Raw genomic sequence first — 14,390 nt, 5'->3', positions numbered from 1 at the left:
GCCACCGATCCCCGTTCCGCCGGCGACGGACCACCGCGCGTCCCTTCCCCCTTGTCGCGCCGCGCCCTACCGTGTGCGCCCGACGTGACCGGTGCCGGGGACCTGGAGGCTGTGCCGTGCATCTCTCCCACACGCCCGAGCAGCGAAGGCTGCGCGGCGAACTGCGGTCCTACTTCGCCGACCTGGCGCCGGAGCCGGCGGACCTACCGCCGGACCCGGCGCGCCGGAAGAGGTACTACCGCGAGACGATCCGTCGACTCGGCGCGGACGGCTGGCTCGGCGTGGGCTGGCCGACGGAGTACGGCGGTCGCGGGCTGAGCGCCGGCGAGCAGTACGTCTTCTTCGACGAGGCCGCCCAGGCGGGCGTCCCCCTGCCGCTGATGGCGCTCAACACGGTCGGTCCCACGCTCATGCGATACGGCACCGAGGAGCAGAAGTCGTTCTTCCTGCCACGAATCCTCTCCGGCGAGATCGACTTCGCCATCGGCTACAGCGAACCCGGCGCCGGCACGGACCTGGCCTCGCTGCGCACTCGTGCCGTCCGCGACGGCGCCACCTACGTGGTCGACGGGCAGAAGGTCTGGACCACCAACGGCGACACCGCGGACTGGGTGTGGCTCGCCGTGCGGACCGACCCCGCCGCGCCCGCCCACCGCGGCATCACCCTGCTCCTGGTGCCGACCAGCGCCCCCGGCTACTCGTACACCGTCATCCGCACCCTCGCCGGACACGACACCGCCGCGACCTACTACGACCGCGTCCGGGTCCCCGTAGGCAACCGGGTCGGGGAGGAGAACGCCGGCTGGCGCATGATCACCAACCAGCTCAACCACGAGCGGGTCACCCTCGCCGCCCACGGCACCATGGCCGTCCGCGCCCTGCGCGACGTGCGACGGTGGGCCTCGGAGACCGTGCTCTCCGACGGGCGGCGGGTCGTCGACCTGCCCTGGGTCCGCCGTCTCCTGGCGCGCACGCACACCCGGCTGGAGGCGCTGCGGCTGCTGAACTGGCGTATGGTCGGGGCGGTCGAGGACGGCACCCTGACCCCGCAGGACGCGTCCGCCGTCAAGGTGTACGGCTCCGAGGCGCGCCGCGACGCGTACGCGTGGCTCATGGAGATCCTCGCCGCGGCGGGTCCTCTCAAGGAGGGCTCCGCCGGGGAGGTCCTCGGCGGCGAGTTGGAGCGCGGCTACCGCTCCGCGGTCATCTTCACCTTCGGTGGCGGCAACAACGAGATCCAGCGGGAGATCATCGCGTGGATCGGCCTGGGCATGCCGCGCGTGCGAAGGTGACCCACGCGGCTCGGCCCGTGCTCGGCCCCCAGGAGGTGACCTCGTCCGTCCTGGGCGGTGGCGGTCGACCCACCTCGGTGGGTCGCGGGGTCCGGGGCCCGGGTGACCGACTTCGCCACCCGCGTGAGCGCGTTCCGGCGTGGGAGGGCTCCTCCCGGGTCGGGTGTCCGACGAGGCCGGCGGCCGTCCGGCGGCGAGTAGGAGGTCGGGAGGCAAGCCGCCCCGTCGGGCGGGTGGGTCGCGTCGTCGACGCCGTTCACCGCCGCGCCGGTCGCCCCCGCACCCTCGTGGCCCGCCGCCGACGCGCTCCCGACGCCGACGGGGGGCGTGGCTCGGCCGTCCGGCGCTAGCCGTGGGTACAGTGAAGGCGGTCGCCCGTGCGCCCTCCCCGGAAGCGGAGGGCGAGGGGACCGAAACCACGTACCACGGAGGTCGCCTTGCAGGGATCCGTCTACCCCCGCACCTTTTCCCACATCGGCATCAGCGTGCCCGACCTGGAGCGTGCTGTCTCCTTCTACACCGAAGTCCTCGGCTGGTACGTCATCATGCCTCCGACGCTCGTCGAGGAGGACGACTCTCCCATCGGGGTGATGTGCACCGACGTCTTCGGTGCCGGATGGGGGTCGTTCCGTATCGCTCACCTGTCGACCGGCGACCGGGTAGGGGTGGAACTCTTCCAGTTCCCCAACTCCGAGGACCCGGAGAACAACTTCGAGTACTGGAAGACCGGGGTCTTCCACTTCTGCGTACAAGACCCGGACGTCGAGGGCCTGGCCGCCAGGATCGTGGAGGCGGGAGGCAAGCAGCGCATGCCGGTGCGGTACTACTACCCGGGTGAGAAGCCCTACCGGATGGTCTACTGCGAGGACCCCTTCGGCAACATCATCGAGCTGTACAGCCACTCCTACGAACTCACCTACTCGGCCGGCGACTACAGCTGAGGCTCCCGATCCGGGCGTGGGCGGGGTGAGCGCATCGAGGCGGTTCCTCCTCGCGCCCGGGTCGGCGATTCCGGTGGCAGACGCCGGCCGGACGCGGCGAGGGTGATCCAACGGGCCGATCGCGAGGCCGACACGGGCGGGCCCGCCCCCCGGCGCGGCCGGACGCCGAGATCGCCGCCGGGGGCTGGACCCCGCCCGCCCCGCGAAGCCGTACAGGCGGGGTCGGCCGGCTCTGCCGGCCTCGGGACCGCCCCTGGCACCCGGCCGGGGCCGGCCCGACTCGGCGCCCGGTCGAACGGCGAAGCCGACGACGCGGCGCAGGCCACCGCATCGACCGACCACGACCGGCCCACTCACCGTGAGCCGCCCCTCTCCCGAGGCGACAGCCATCCGCGGCGACGGACGCCACGCGTCCATGCCCGAGACGCCCTTCCACCGTGCCTGGCAGGCGACCGCGCCCCGCGGAATACGGACATCATGCGCATGGCTCCCGTCTGTCACATGTGTCCGGGCGGCCTCGTGAGGTCGATGAGGGGAGTGCCGTGAACCAGGCGTGAACCTCACCGGAGGGGGCCGCCGGTGAGCGCCGTGCCCTCGGCGGGGTCGGATCTTTGGGCCCCTCGGTGGAGATTCCCGGCGCGCCGCGTGCCGTCCCGCGGGTTCGGCCACGGGGCGACCGTTGTCGCGTCCCGGTCCCTACACGGAGCGAACAGGCAAGCGCTTTGCCATCTCCGCACCTTTCCCTTGTCGATATGGCCGAATTTCCCGGATACGTTCGTCAACGCGAGGTCATCCGAGAGAGTGACGGTCGACCTTCGCAGCCGCCAACGTCGAGGTGAGTCCCCTTGTGGCGCCCGCCCGGCTCCGGCGGGTCGCGAGACGCGAGGGTCTTCGGGGGTCCTCGGCTCCGGCCGGTCGCGGGTCCGGGCGACGGCGGGGCGGCGTCCGAGGAAGACGGAGCGCGAGGTGAGGTGCCCATGAGAGTCCAGCATTCCGACGGCGTGGTGTGTCCCGCCGGGGGGCCGACAGGGGCGGGAGCCCCCCGATCCTCGATCCCCACCGCCTCGGGGGCGAGAGGGGCGCGGGAGGAGTCGTCGCTTCCGCCCGCCGTGTCGCACGTGATCCAGGAACTTCGCCGGACCGGCGCCGGGTAGATCGCTGAAGCAAAGGTCCATGGCGAATCGCCGCGAGGCAACTCTACCCAGTTTTGGAGACTTTGATGACGGCCCATACCCAGTCTCGCCCCGAACCGCGGCGGACGACCGCGTCCGAGGTCGCCGTCCTGAGCGCGATAGCGAAGCGCTACATCGACACCAAGGGCGCGAAGGTCACCGCCGTGGACGGTCTCGACCTGCGCGTTCTACGAGGCGAGGTCGTGGCCTTCCTCGGGCCGAACGGCGCGGGCAAGAGCACCAGCATCGACATCCTGCTCGGGCTCGTGCCGCCGGACTCCGGACAGGCCCGGCTCTTCGGCGAGGCCCCCCGCCAGGCCGTGCGCTCGGGAAGGGTCGGCGCGGTCCTTCAGACGGGTGGGCTCCTGCCCGACCTCACCGTGGAGGCCACGGTGCGGATGCTGGGCTCGCTCCACCCCGACGCCGATCCGGAGCGTGCCATCCGCAGGGCGGGCATCGCCCGGCTGCGACGTCGACGGGTCGCCGAGTGCTCCGGGGGAGAGCAGCAGCGGCTGCGCTTCGCCCTCGCTCTGCTCTCCGACCCCGAGTTCCTGGTGTTGGACGAGCCGACGGCCGGGATGGACGTCGTGGCACGCCGGGAGTTCTGGGAGGCGGTCAGGGAGGACGCCGCGCGCGGCACGACCGTCATGTTCGCCACCCACTACGTGGAGGAGGCCGAACAGTTCGCCGACCGGGTCGTGATGATCGACCGAGGTCGGGTCGTGGCCGACGGCTCCGTGGCCACCATCAGGTCGGCCATCAGCGGACGCACGGTCTCGGCCGTGATGACCGGCCCGGACGCGGCCCTGGTCGCCGGTTCCCCCGAGGTCCGCTCCCACACCGTGCGAGGCGACCGGTACGTCTTCGACTGCGCCGACTCCGACGCCGTCGTGCGGCTGCTCGTCCACCGCACGTCCGCCAGGGAGATCGAGGTGGTACCGCGCAGCCTCGAGGACGCCTTCCTGGCCATCACCGAACACGATCGCACCGCCCGAGGAGACCGGCGATGACCACCCTCGACACATCCGCCCCCGAAGCACCGGCCTCCCCGCTGGGCGGCGTGAACCTCACCTTCGTCCTCTTCGAGCTCCGCAGGCGGTTCAGCCGGCAGACCACGATCTTCACCATCCTGCTGCCCGCCGTCCTGTACCTGGCGCTGTTCCGTACGGGGCCGGAGGGAGGCACCCTCGCGCACGGCAACTTCGCCGCCTGGATGATGACAGGGCTGGCCGTGTACGGGGCGGCCATGGCCGCCATCAGCTCCTCGGCGACGATCTCCATCGAGAAGTCCACCGGCTGGATGCGCACGATCGCCCTGAGCCCGCTCGCCCCACCCGGGTACCTCTTCGTCAAGGTGTTCTGCTCGGTGGTGATGGCCGCCGTGCCGGTGGCGATCATCGGTGTGCTGGGTTTCCTGACCGGAGCGCGCGCCGACGCCGGTGTGTGGGTGACGGCGCTGCTCGTCGCCTGGCTCGGCTCCGCCGTCTTCGCCGCGCTCGGCATCGCCATGGGCCTCGCCCTCAAGCCCGACACCGTCACGCACGTACCGGGTCTGACGATGACCGCCCTCGCCTTCCTCGGCAACCTCTTCATCCCGCTGAGCGGGACGATGCTCCAGATCTCCAGCTACACCCCCATGTACGGGGTGTCGACGCTCGCCCGCTACGCCCTCACCGACGGCTATGCCTTCAGCGGCGAGCACATGAGCCTGGCCGGGGCCGTGTTCAACCTGTTCGCCTGGCTCGCCGCCTTCTCCTTCATCGCCATCCGACGCTTCGCCCGGAGCACGAGCCGCGCGTAGCCCCTTCCCCACCGCCACGAGGACCGCCGCCCCGCGCGGAACCGTTCGCCGACCGCGCGACGGGTCCCTCACAGACCCCCACCGAGAGGGTGTAGAGCTGGTGATTGCCTTCATCGCCCCGGGACAGGGCTCCCAGACCCCCGGGATGCTGGCCGGACGCCTGCGTGACCCGGAGTCGGCCGATCGGATCCGCGTGTGGTCCGAGGCCGCCGACCTCGACTTGGCGCACCTGGGGACCCGGGCCTCGCCCGCGGAGATCGATCGGACGGAGAACACCCAACCCCTGCTGGTGGCCGTCGGACTGCTCGCCCACGACGGTGTCGTCGACGAGGCGACGCTCTCGGTGGGCCACTCCGTCGGCGAGATCACCGCCGCCGTGTACGCGGGCGTCCTCGAACCCACCGACGCCGTCCGGCTGGCAGCCATCCGCGGGCGTGCCATGGCGGACGCCTGTGACGCGGCCCCGACGTCGATGGCGGCGGTGGTCGGCGGGGAGGAGGCGGCCGTGGTCCGGGCGATCTCCGAACGCGGTCTCACCGCGGCCACGTTCAACGGGGCCGGTCAGATCGTGGCCGCCGGACGGACCGAGGATCTCCGGCTGTTGGCGGCGGAACCACCGCCTGGCAGCACGGTCGCGCCACTGAAGGTGGCGGGGGCCTTCCACACCCACCACATGGAGTCCGCCCGACGGCGTGTGGCCGAGGCGGCGGCGGCGATGCCGTTCCGACGCCCCCGGGGCGTGTACCTGTCCAACGCCGACGGCGAGTCCGTCGTCGACCCGGAGACGATCCGACGGCGCCTGGTGGACCAGGTCGTGCGTCCGGTGCGGTGGGACCTGTGCCTGTCGGCGCTGGCGCGGACGGCCCCGGAGACGACCGTGGCTCTTCCTCCTTCCCGCACGCTCGGCAACATCGTGCGGCGCCATTTCCCCGAGTTGCGCGTGGTGCCCGTCAACACCTCCGGCGACCTGCGGAGGGTCCGCGCGCGGCTCAACGGGGCCCGCCCGACGGAAGGAGCGACCCATGCCGGTCTGTGACCTGTTCGCGCGCGCGAGGATCGACCGAGCCGACCACCCCGCCGTGGTGGACCCCGACGGCGGCGTCGTGACCTACCGCGACCTGGGAGAGCGGGTCGACCGGGCGGTGGGATGGCTGCGTGCCCAGGGTGTCTCCGGTGGAGCCCGGGTGGTGTACGCGGGAGGAAACGACGCCACCTTCCTCTCGGTCTTCCACGCCGCCCTGCGCCTCGGCGCGGTCTTCGTCCCGGTGCATCCGGAACTGACCGACGACCAGGTCGCCCACGTCGTCCGCGACTGCTCGGCCGGGCTCGCGATCTGCGGCTCCGCGGCCGGGAGCCGGGCGACACGCACCGTCGAGGTCGATCGCGCCCGGCGGGAGATCGGGGGCTTCCCGGCCGACGACCACGTCGGCTCCGTCACGGACGACGACATCGCCGTGCTGATCTACACCTCCGGAACGACGGGGCGGCCGAAGGGCGTGGTCTGCCCTCACCGGCAGATGCTCGCGGCGACCCGCGCCGTCGACGCCCGCCTGGGCTACCGCGCCGACGACGTGGTGTTGTGCCGGCTGCCGCTCTCCTTCGACTACGGGCTCTACCAGGCGCTCCTGTGCGCGCTGAACGGTGCCACCCTGGTGCTCGCGGACCGGGAGGGCGACCGGGGACTGCTGAGCACGATCGAGCGACACGGCGTCACGGTGGTGCCGTTGGTGCCGTCCCTGGCCCAGATGCTGACATTGCTGCGCCGCAGGTCGCGCCGGCCCACCGCCGTGCGACTGTTCACCAACACGGGGGCGCGCCCCGGGCAGGCGGTCGTCGCCGAACTCCTGGAACTCTTTCCCGGGTCGGTGTTCGCCTCCATGTACGGCATGACGGAGTGCCAGCGCATCTCCATCCTCGACCCGGCCGAGTACGCCACCCATCCGGGGTCCGTCGGCCGGGCCATCCCCGGCGACCACGTGCGCGTCGTCGCGGCGGACGGGAGCGCCCTCGGCCCAGGGGAGGTCGGAGAGATCGTCGTGTGGGGGAGCACGGTGATGGACGGTTACTGGGGACTGCCCCTGGAACGCCAGAACCGCTACGCGCGCCGCGACGACGGCTCGCTCGAACTGCGCACCGGCGATCGCGGCTACCTAGACGAGGAGGGCCTGCTCTATTTCGTGGGTCGCGACGACGACATGATCAAGCGTCGTGGTGTCCGTATCGGTCTCACCGAGATCGAGGACGCCGCCGAACGGATCTCCGGGGTGACCGCCGCCGTGGCGCTCCGACCGGAGGACGAGGACGCGCCGCTGCGGCTGGCGGTGCTGACCGCCCTGAGACCGGAGGAGGTCCGCGAGAGGCTCGCGCGCTTCCTCGACCGGGCCCGGATGCCCGATCGGATCGTCCTGATCGAGGACGTTCCGTTGACCGCGAACGGCAAGCCGGATCGCGAGGCCGTGCGGCGCCTGTGTGCCGCGACGGCCGGAGAACACGACATCGCCCCTTCCGCACAGACCGGGACTTCCCATGAACCAGTCACAGTTTGACCGCCTCGTGGAGCGGACCTGCTCCGTCACGGTGACCGATCGCGACACCCCCCTCGCGCTGCTGGGCGTGGACTCGCTGAGGACCGTCGCCCTCCTGATGGCGGTCGAGGACGAGTTCGAGGTGGAACTGGACCCGCGCGTGCTGGCGGACCCCGCCCAGGCCACGCCGGAGGGTCTGTGGCGCGCGGTCCAGGAGCGCGTGGCCGCGGGGACGGGGCGCTGAGGGCGATGTGGACCGAAGCGCGCCCCTCGGTCGAGATGCCGCGGCTGTTCGAGCGCGGAGGGGACCTGATCCCCTTCGCCGGCGGATTGCCCGATCTGGACGTGTTGCCCGTGGACGCGATCTCCGGGCGGCTGTCCCGGCTGGTGCGGCTCGGCGGCAAGGTCGCCCTTCAGTACAGCACGCCACACGTGGCCCGGGCGCTGGTGCCGGCGATCGTCGACCTGATGGCCCGGGAGGGCGCGGGCGCCGAGGCCGACGACCTGATCCCCACCAGCGGTTCGCAGATGGGACTGATGGCGGCGGGGCTGGCGCTGGGGACGCCGGGGGAGACGGTGCTGGTGCAGGCCCCCGTGTACCCCGGGGCATCGGCCGCCTTCCGCACGGCGGGCCTGCGACCGCGCGCGATACCGGAGGACGCGGGAGGCCTGTCGCCGGACGGCCTTAGAGAAACGATTCTTCAACTCCGGCGCGACGGCCACACGGCGCGACTGGTCTACTGCAACCCCACGTTCCAGAACCCGACGGGTGCCACCCTGCCCCTCGACCGGCGTCGCGAACTGCTGGCGGTCGCCGAGGAACTCGACCTGCTGGTGATCGAGGACAATCCGTACGGGCTGCTCGGCTTCGACGGCGAGACCACCCCGGCCCTGCGGGGAATCGCCCCCGAACGCGTCGTCTACCTCGGCACTTTCTCCAAGGTCTTCGCGCCGGGGCTGCGCTGCGGGTGGATCGCCGCGCCGACCGCGTGGGTCTCCGCGCTGCGGCGCACCGCGGAGGTCATGACGCTCTCGCCCTCGGCGCTCGCACAGGCCACCATCGCCGCCTTCCACACCGGACACGGTTGGACCGAGCTGATCGACCGCTACCGTGCCCGCTACCGCGAGCGCTGCGCGCTGATGTCGGACGCCCTGGAGCGCGAGCTCGGCTCGTGCGAGGACTGGACGTGGCGACGGCCCCGGGGCGGCTTCTACCTGTGGCTGCGTCACCGCGGCGGCCTGGACACCGCCCGCCTCCTCGCGACGGCCGAGGAGCGGGGCGTCTCCTTCGTCCCCGGCACCCACTTCGAGGTCGACGGCGGTCCCTCCGATCGCCTGCGGCTCTGCTTCAGCCACGTGCCCAGGGAGCGGATCGCGACGGGCGTCGCCCGGCTGTCCTCCGCCCTGAGGGAGGTGGCGTCATGACCGATGGAGTCTCCCCGGCCCGCACGGTCGACCGAGTGGACTTCGCCCCCGCCCATCCGCTGGGCGACAGCGACTGGCGGGTCTGGGACGTCGGGTTGCTGCGCGGTGCCGGCTTCCCCGTGTCCGGCCTGGGAATCCTCGGCGGTCCACGCGCCGCGCGGTCGGCCGATCGGGTCGGGACCGACGGAACGGAGGCCTTCCACGCCGCCTACCGGGCCGACAGCGACGCCGAGTCGCGGGCCTTGGCCGATCTGGCGGCCGACGGCGACTTCCGCCGTGCCGTCGCCTGGCAGAACCGCACGATCTACCGTGTGTTGGACTCGGTCGTCGAGGGACGCGGCAGCGCGAGCAGGCGGCGCCGGCGAGAACGCGGCATCGCCATGTACTGGCTCCGCTACTGCGCCAAGGCCGACATGATCGGGTTCTTCGGCCCCGGCGCGTGGATGACCGTCGGACAGGGCCGGCGCGCCGTGGACGTCGAGCACGGTCCCGCGCTGACGCGGGAGCGCCACACGTCCTTCGAGCGCTGGGCCGTGGCCGCCCTCGGCGACTGGATGGTCGCCCAGCCGGGCGCCCGCTGGTGGTTCCCCCCGATGCTCCGGGCCGACGTGCACCTCGACGGCGACCGGCTCGTCCTGGCGGGCGGGCGGACGATCCGCCTCCGGGACGACGACGCCCGTGTCCTGGGTCTCGCCGACGGAGACCGCAGCGCCGACGCCATCGCCCAGGAGACGGGCTGGGACGCCGCATCGGCGCGGGAACGGGTGGAGAAGGCCCTGGCCAGGCTCGTGCGGCAGCGCGTGGTCACCTGGGACGCCAACATCCCCGTCGACGTCCGCGCCGAGGCGGTGCTGCGCAGGCGCGTGGCGGGTGTCGGCGACCCCACTCTCCTCGCCCGCTTCCGCGAGGTCCTGGCCGAGCTCGACGGGCTGCGCGAGGCCATCGACGGCTCTTCCACCGCGGAGGAGTTGGCCGAGTCCCTCGACCGACTCGACGCCTACTTCCACCGGACCACGGGGCGGGCCGCCTCCCGGGAGCAGGGCAAGATGTACGCCGGGCGCACCCTCTGCTACCAGGACTCCCTGCGGGACTGCCGCATGGACCTGGGGCGCGACTTCATCGACGGCATCGCCCGCCCCCTGGCCCTCGTGGCCGACGCGGCCGACTGGTTCGGCAACCGGCTGGCGGAGCTGGTCGAGGCGGAGGTGGCGGGTCTCGTCCGTGCCGCCGCGCCCCGCTCCGCCGTCGGCGTCGTGACACTCGCCGACGTGTGGCCGCGGGTGCTCAACCTGTTCTGGGGGGACCACCCGACGCCGGTGCGCGTCGCCACCGCCGAGCTGGCCCGCAAGTGGCAGGAGACACTGGGGGTGGACCCGGCGGCGGAACTGCCCACGCGGATGCGGTTCTCGGTGGCGGAGATCCAGGGGCGGGCCCGGGTGGCCTTCGCCACCGGACCGGTGCGCTCCCCTCACCTCGCCCTGCACAGCCCGGACCTGCAGATCGCGGCGCCGTCCGTCGCGGCCGTCAACGAGGGTTCCTACATCACCGTTCTGGGTGAACTCCACGCCTGCCTGGCCACCCTCGACCCGAGCTCGCTGGCCTGGACCACCGACGATCCCCCGCTCCGCGACAAGGTCAACTCCGCCCTTGGTGGCGGGCGCCTGGTGCCGCTCCTGCCCGTGGACTGGATCCGCAACAGCGGGCGGGTGGTGCCCGCGCACGTCGGGACGACCGATCGACTGATCGGCTTCACCCGGGCCCCGTTCGACGACCGTGCCCGGGTGGACCCCGCCGCGTCCATCACTCTGCGCGAGAGCGAGGGCACGGTCACCGCGACCACGCCCGACGGCCGCGAGCGCGACATCGCCGAACTCCTCGGAGTGCCGATCTCGATCATCGCCGCGGACGCCTTCAAGATCGGACTCGACCGGGCGCACGCTCCCCGGGTCACCCTCGACGACCTGGTGCTCTTCCGGGAGACCTGGCGCCCGCGGCTCGCGGACGTCGGCCTGCCGGAGAAGGCGGACGCCGAGCGCGACTACCTGGCCGTCCGCGACTGGCGCGCCCGTGCCTCCCTGCCGGACCGCCTCTTCGTGAAGTTCCAGGCGGAGACCAAGCCCTATCTCGTCGACCTCACCAGCCCGACGTTGGTGCGGTCCTTCGCGACGACCGTCCGCGCCGCCCTCCGGCAGGACCCGGAGGCGACCGTCGTCCTGAGCGAACCTCTGCCGGACCCGGACGACTCCTGGTTGGCGGACTCCCACGGTGAGCGCTACGTCAGCGAACTGCGTCTGCAGATCAGCAGGAAGGTGTCGGAATGAGCCTGGCAACCCGAGGTGAATCGGCCGTCCCCGCCGCGCGCGGCCCCCTGGAGCCTGAGACCACCGCGACGATCGGCGACGTCACCGCGACGATCGGCGACATCACCGAGACGATCGGCGGGACACCGCTCGTCGCCCTCGACCGACTCTTCCCACCCGACCGCTTCCAGGTGTACGGCAAGTGCGAGCGGTTCAACCCCGGCGGGAGCATCAAGGACCGCGCCGCCAAGTCCATGCTGGAGGAGGCCATCCGGACGGCGAAGGTCCTACCCGGGGTCTCCACGGTCGTCGAGTCGTCCTCCGGAAACCTGGGGATCGCGCTCGCACAACTCTGCAACTTCCACTCGATCGACTTCACCTGCGTGGTGGACCCGAACGCCACCAGGCAGAACATCGCCATCATGCGGGCCTACGGCGCACGGGTCGAAGTCGTCGACCCCGACCCCGTCACGGGCCAGTTCCTCCCGGCCCGCATCGCCAGGGTCCGCGCGCTGCTGCGTGACCTTCCCGACGCCTACTGGCCCAACCAGTACGCCAACGAGTGCAACGCCCTCGCGCACCACCACACGATGCGCGAGATCTGCGAGGCGCTGCACGGCGCACCCGACTACCTCTTCCTCGCCACCAGCACCACCGGCACGCTCAGGGGTTGCGCCGACTACTGCCGGGAGAACGGTCTGACCACCAAGGTGGTGGCGGTCGACGCCGTGGGAAGCGTGATCTTCGGTCCGACCGGTCAGGGGGACCCCCGCCACCGGCGGCTCATCCCCGGGCACGGGGCGGCGATCGTGCCGCCGTTGCTGCGACCCGACCTCGCGGACCGGGTGATCCGGGTCGGCGACGACGACTGCGTGCGCGGCTGTCGTCGACTCCTCGCCCGCGAGTCCATTCTCGCCGGAGGCTCCTCCGGGGCCGTGGTGAGCGCCCTGGAGCGCTCCGCGTCCTGGATGGAACCGGGCGCGAGGTGCGTCGCGGTGCTGCCCGACGGGGGGGACCGCTACCTCGACACCATCTACTCCGACTCCTGGGTGGACACCCACCTCCGGTCCGCCGACGGCCGCCCGCTCCACCCCGAACAGGAAGTGAACCAGGCATGAGGATTCTCAACCGCGACGACGTCGAGGCGGCTCTGACGGGCCGTGAGTCCGCCGTCCTCGAAGCGGTGCGCACCGCCTACCTCCTGCACGGCGAGGGCCGTTCGCGAGTTCCGTTCTCCGGGTTCCTGCGCCCGCCCGAGCCGACCGGCTCCCGCGTCATCTCCCTGCCCGCCTACCTGGGCGGCCCCGAGCCCGTGATGGGCCTGAAGTGGATCTCGTCCTTCCCCGGCAACGTGGACCGGGGGCTGCAACGGGCCTCCTCCGTCCAGGTCCTCAACGACCTGGACACGGGGTACCCGGTCGCGCTGCTGGAGGCGAGCCGGATCTCCGCCTCGCGGACCGCGGCGAGCGCGGCCCTCGCCGGAGCGGCCCTCCGGGGGGATCGGGAGGCCCGTACCGCGGCGCTCGTCGGATGCGGGACGATCAACCAGCGCGTGATGACCTTCCTGGCCGTGACCCATCCGGACCTGGAGACGGTGCTGTTGCAGGACGTCGTCCCGGAGCGCGCCGAGGTGCTCGCCACTCAGCTGCGCCGAACGCACCCGGGCATCCGCTTCCGCACCGGCGACGTCTCCGCCGCGCTTCGCGCCGCCACGGTGAGCGTCGCCACGACCGACTCGACCTACTGGCTCGATCTGGCCGCCCACCCGGACCGCCCGGAGGGTCAGGTGATCCTCCACCTGTCGCTGCGGGATCTCGCCGCGGAATCCGTGCTCGCCTCCCACAACGTGGTCGACGACATCGACCACGCAGTCCGGGAACAGACCTCCCTCCATCGGGCCGAACAGCTGCGCGGGTCAAGGGACTTCGTCCGGACCGAGATCGCCTCCGTCCTGGAGGGGGCCGTTACTCCGCCGACCGGCGGAACCATCGTCTTCTCCCCCTTCGGCCTGGGCGTCCTCGACCTCGCCGTGGCGCGGTCGGTTCTCGACCACGCCGTACGGGAGGGGCTGGGCGTCGAGGTCGACGGATTCGCCCCCGGGCCACACCGAGTCACCTCGACGCTGACGGGGGAGACGACGTGAGCGCCGTGCGGAGCCCCTTCGTCGAGGGTGCGAAGGCCCTGGTGACCGGCGGATCACGGGGCATCGGCGCCGCCGTCGCCGTGACCCTGGCCGAACAGGGGTGCGACGTGGCCGTCAACTACCGTTCCCACGCCGACAAGGCAGGCGAGGTGGCGGACCGGATCCGGGGCCTCGGCCGGGACTGCCTGCTGCTCCGGGCCGACGTCTCCGACGAGGCGCAGGTCACCGCGATGTACCAGGAGCTGAGGGCCGCCTGGGGAACGCTCGACGTGGCCGTCCTCAACTCCGGAGTGACCGCCGACGGCCACCTGGCCGCCATGAGCGGCGCCAAGTGGCGGCAGGTCGTCGACACCAACCTCACCGGCTCGTTCCTCACCGCGCGCGAGGCGACCAAGCTGATGTACGTCGGCGGCGGGGCGATCGTCCTCGTCTCCTCCACCAGCGGCATCGCCGGTCGCGCGGGGCAGGCCAACTACGCCGCCAGCAAGGCGGGTGTGATCGCCCTCGGCCGGACCCTGGCCTACGAGGTGGCCGCCCGCGGAATCCGGGTGAACGTCGTGGCGCCGGGGTTCGTCGACACCGACATGGTGAAGGGGCTCTCGCCCGCCCATCGGGCCCGGGCCCAGCAGGACATCCCCATGGGGCGCATGGGGACGCCGGAGGAGGTCGCCCAGGCCGCCGCCTTCCTTGCCGGTGCCGGCGCCTCCTACATCACCGGAAAGGTGCTCACCGTCGACGGCGGAATGATCCCCGTCTAGCCCACCCCAGACCGCACTGACGTCCCATCACAT

12 protein-coding genes are annotated in these 14,390 nt (G+C 72.2%); all 12 read left to right on the top strand.

Annotated elements, in window-relative coordinates:
- The first annotated feature begins 116 nt into the window (after nt 1-116).
- The 12 genes from JEK78_RS01380 (at nt 117) to JEK78_RS01325 (ending at nt 14,357) form a co-directional block, all read left to right on the top strand.
- Nucleotides 117-1,292, top strand: a complete 1,176-nt coding sequence (locus JEK78_RS01380; RefSeq protein WP_200262262.1) for an acyl-CoA dehydrogenase family protein — start codon at nt 117-119, stop codon at nt 1,290-1,292.
- A gap of 437 nt (nt 1,293-1,729) precedes the next feature.
- Nucleotides 1,730-2,233, top strand: coding sequence for a lactoylglutathione lyase family protein (locus JEK78_RS01375; protein ID WP_200262261.1), 504 nt, complete (start codon nt 1,730-1,732; stop codon nt 2,231-2,233).
- Between the two features lie 1,219 nt (nt 2,234-3,452).
- Nucleotides 3,453-4,415: an ABC transporter ATP-binding protein gene (locus JEK78_RS01370; RefSeq protein WP_200262260.1), complete on the top strand. Its 963-nt coding sequence runs from the start codon at nt 3,453-3,455 to the stop codon at nt 4,413-4,415.
- Nucleotides 4,412-5,206 (top strand): ABC transporter permease, encoded by a 795-nt coding sequence (locus JEK78_RS01365; RefSeq protein ID WP_200262259.1) that lies wholly within the window; start codon nt 4,412-4,414, stop codon nt 5,204-5,206. The genes JEK78_RS01370 and JEK78_RS01365 overlap by 4 nt, the downstream gene beginning before the upstream one ends.
- Before the next feature lie 100 nt (nt 5,207-5,306).
- Nucleotides 5,307-6,242: an ACP S-malonyltransferase gene (locus JEK78_RS01360; RefSeq protein ID WP_200262258.1), complete on the top strand. Its 936-nt coding sequence runs from the start codon at nt 5,307-5,309 to the stop codon at nt 6,240-6,242.
- Nucleotides 6,229-7,752 (top strand): AMP-binding protein, encoded by a 1,524-nt coding sequence (locus JEK78_RS01355; RefSeq protein ID WP_200262257.1) that lies wholly within the window; start codon nt 6,229-6,231, stop codon nt 7,750-7,752. Before JEK78_RS01360 ends, JEK78_RS01355 begins: the two co-directional genes overlap by 14 nt.
- Nucleotides 7,733-7,975, top strand: coding sequence for an acyl carrier protein (locus JEK78_RS01350; RefSeq protein ID WP_200262256.1), 243 nt, complete (start codon nt 7,733-7,735; stop codon nt 7,973-7,975). Before JEK78_RS01355 ends, JEK78_RS01350 begins: the two co-directional genes overlap by 20 nt.
- Nucleotides 7,976-7,980: 5 nt before the next feature.
- The gene (locus tag JEK78_RS01345) at nt 7,981-9,156 is read left to right on the top strand and encodes a PLP-dependent aminotransferase family protein (protein ID WP_200262255.1); all 1,176 of its coding nucleotides are present in this window, start codon (nt 7,981-7,983) and stop codon (nt 9,154-9,156) included.
- Entirely contained in the window at nt 9,153-11,477 is a 2,325-nt protein-coding gene (locus JEK78_RS01340) for a lantibiotic dehydratase (protein WP_200262254.1), read from the top strand. Before JEK78_RS01345 ends, JEK78_RS01340 begins: the two co-directional genes overlap by 4 nt.
- Nucleotides 11,474-12,574: a 2,3-diaminopropionate biosynthesis protein SbnA gene (gene sbnA, locus JEK78_RS01335; RefSeq protein WP_200262253.1), complete on the top strand. Its 1,101-nt coding sequence runs from the start codon at nt 11,474-11,476 to the stop codon at nt 12,572-12,574. Before JEK78_RS01340 ends, sbnA begins: the two co-directional genes overlap by 4 nt.
- Nucleotides 12,571-13,599 (top strand): 2,3-diaminopropionate biosynthesis protein SbnB, encoded by a 1,029-nt coding sequence (sbnB, locus tag JEK78_RS01330; protein ID WP_200262252.1) that lies wholly within the window; start codon nt 12,571-12,573, stop codon nt 13,597-13,599. Before sbnA ends, sbnB begins: the two co-directional genes overlap by 4 nt.
- Nucleotides 13,596-14,357 carry an SDR family NAD(P)-dependent oxidoreductase gene (locus JEK78_RS01325; protein WP_242483225.1) on the top strand — a complete coding sequence of 254 codons (762 nt, stop codon included), beginning with the start codon at nt 13,596-13,598 and terminating at the stop codon, nt 14,355-14,357. The genes sbnB and JEK78_RS01325 overlap by 4 nt, the downstream gene beginning before the upstream one ends.
- The last annotated feature ends 33 nt before the right edge of the window (nt 14,358-14,390 follow it).

This window comes from Streptomyces sp. HSG2, assembly GCF_016598575.1.
Taxonomy (GTDB): domain Bacteria; phylum Actinomycetota; class Actinomycetes; order Streptomycetales; family Streptomycetaceae; genus Streptomyces.
Note: the sequence above shows the minus strand (reverse complement) of the source record. Positions and strands in the feature narration are given on the sequence as shown.

Bases quoted from the DNA above. Each gene is read 5' to 3' on its own strand.
- JEK78_RS01345 (WP_200262255.1), top strand. From the start codon at position 7,981: ATGTGGACCGAAGCGCGCCCCTCGGTCGAGATGCCGCGGCTGTTCGAG.
- JEK78_RS01370 (WP_200262260.1), top strand. From the start codon at position 3,453: ATGACGGCCCATACCCAGTCTCGCCCCGAACCGCGGCGGACGACCGCG.
- JEK78_RS01340 (WP_200262254.1), top strand. From the start codon at position 9,153: ATGACCGATGGAGTCTCCCCGGCCCGCACGGTCGACCGAGTGGACTTC.
- JEK78_RS01355 (WP_200262257.1), top strand. From the start codon at position 6,229: ATGCCGGTCTGTGACCTGTTCGCGCGCGCGAGGATCGACCGAGCCGAC.
- JEK78_RS01350 (WP_200262256.1), top strand. From the start codon at position 7,733: ATGAACCAGTCACAGTTTGACCGCCTCGTGGAGCGGACCTGCTCCGTC.
- sbnA (WP_200262253.1), top strand. From the start codon at position 11,474: ATGAGCCTGGCAACCCGAGGTGAATCGGCCGTCCCCGCCGCGCGCGGC.
- sbnB (WP_200262252.1), top strand. From the start codon at position 12,571: ATGAGGATTCTCAACCGCGACGACGTCGAGGCGGCTCTGACGGGCCGT.
- JEK78_RS01365 (WP_200262259.1), top strand. From the start codon at position 4,412: ATGACCACCCTCGACACATCCGCCCCCGAAGCACCGGCCTCCCCGCTG.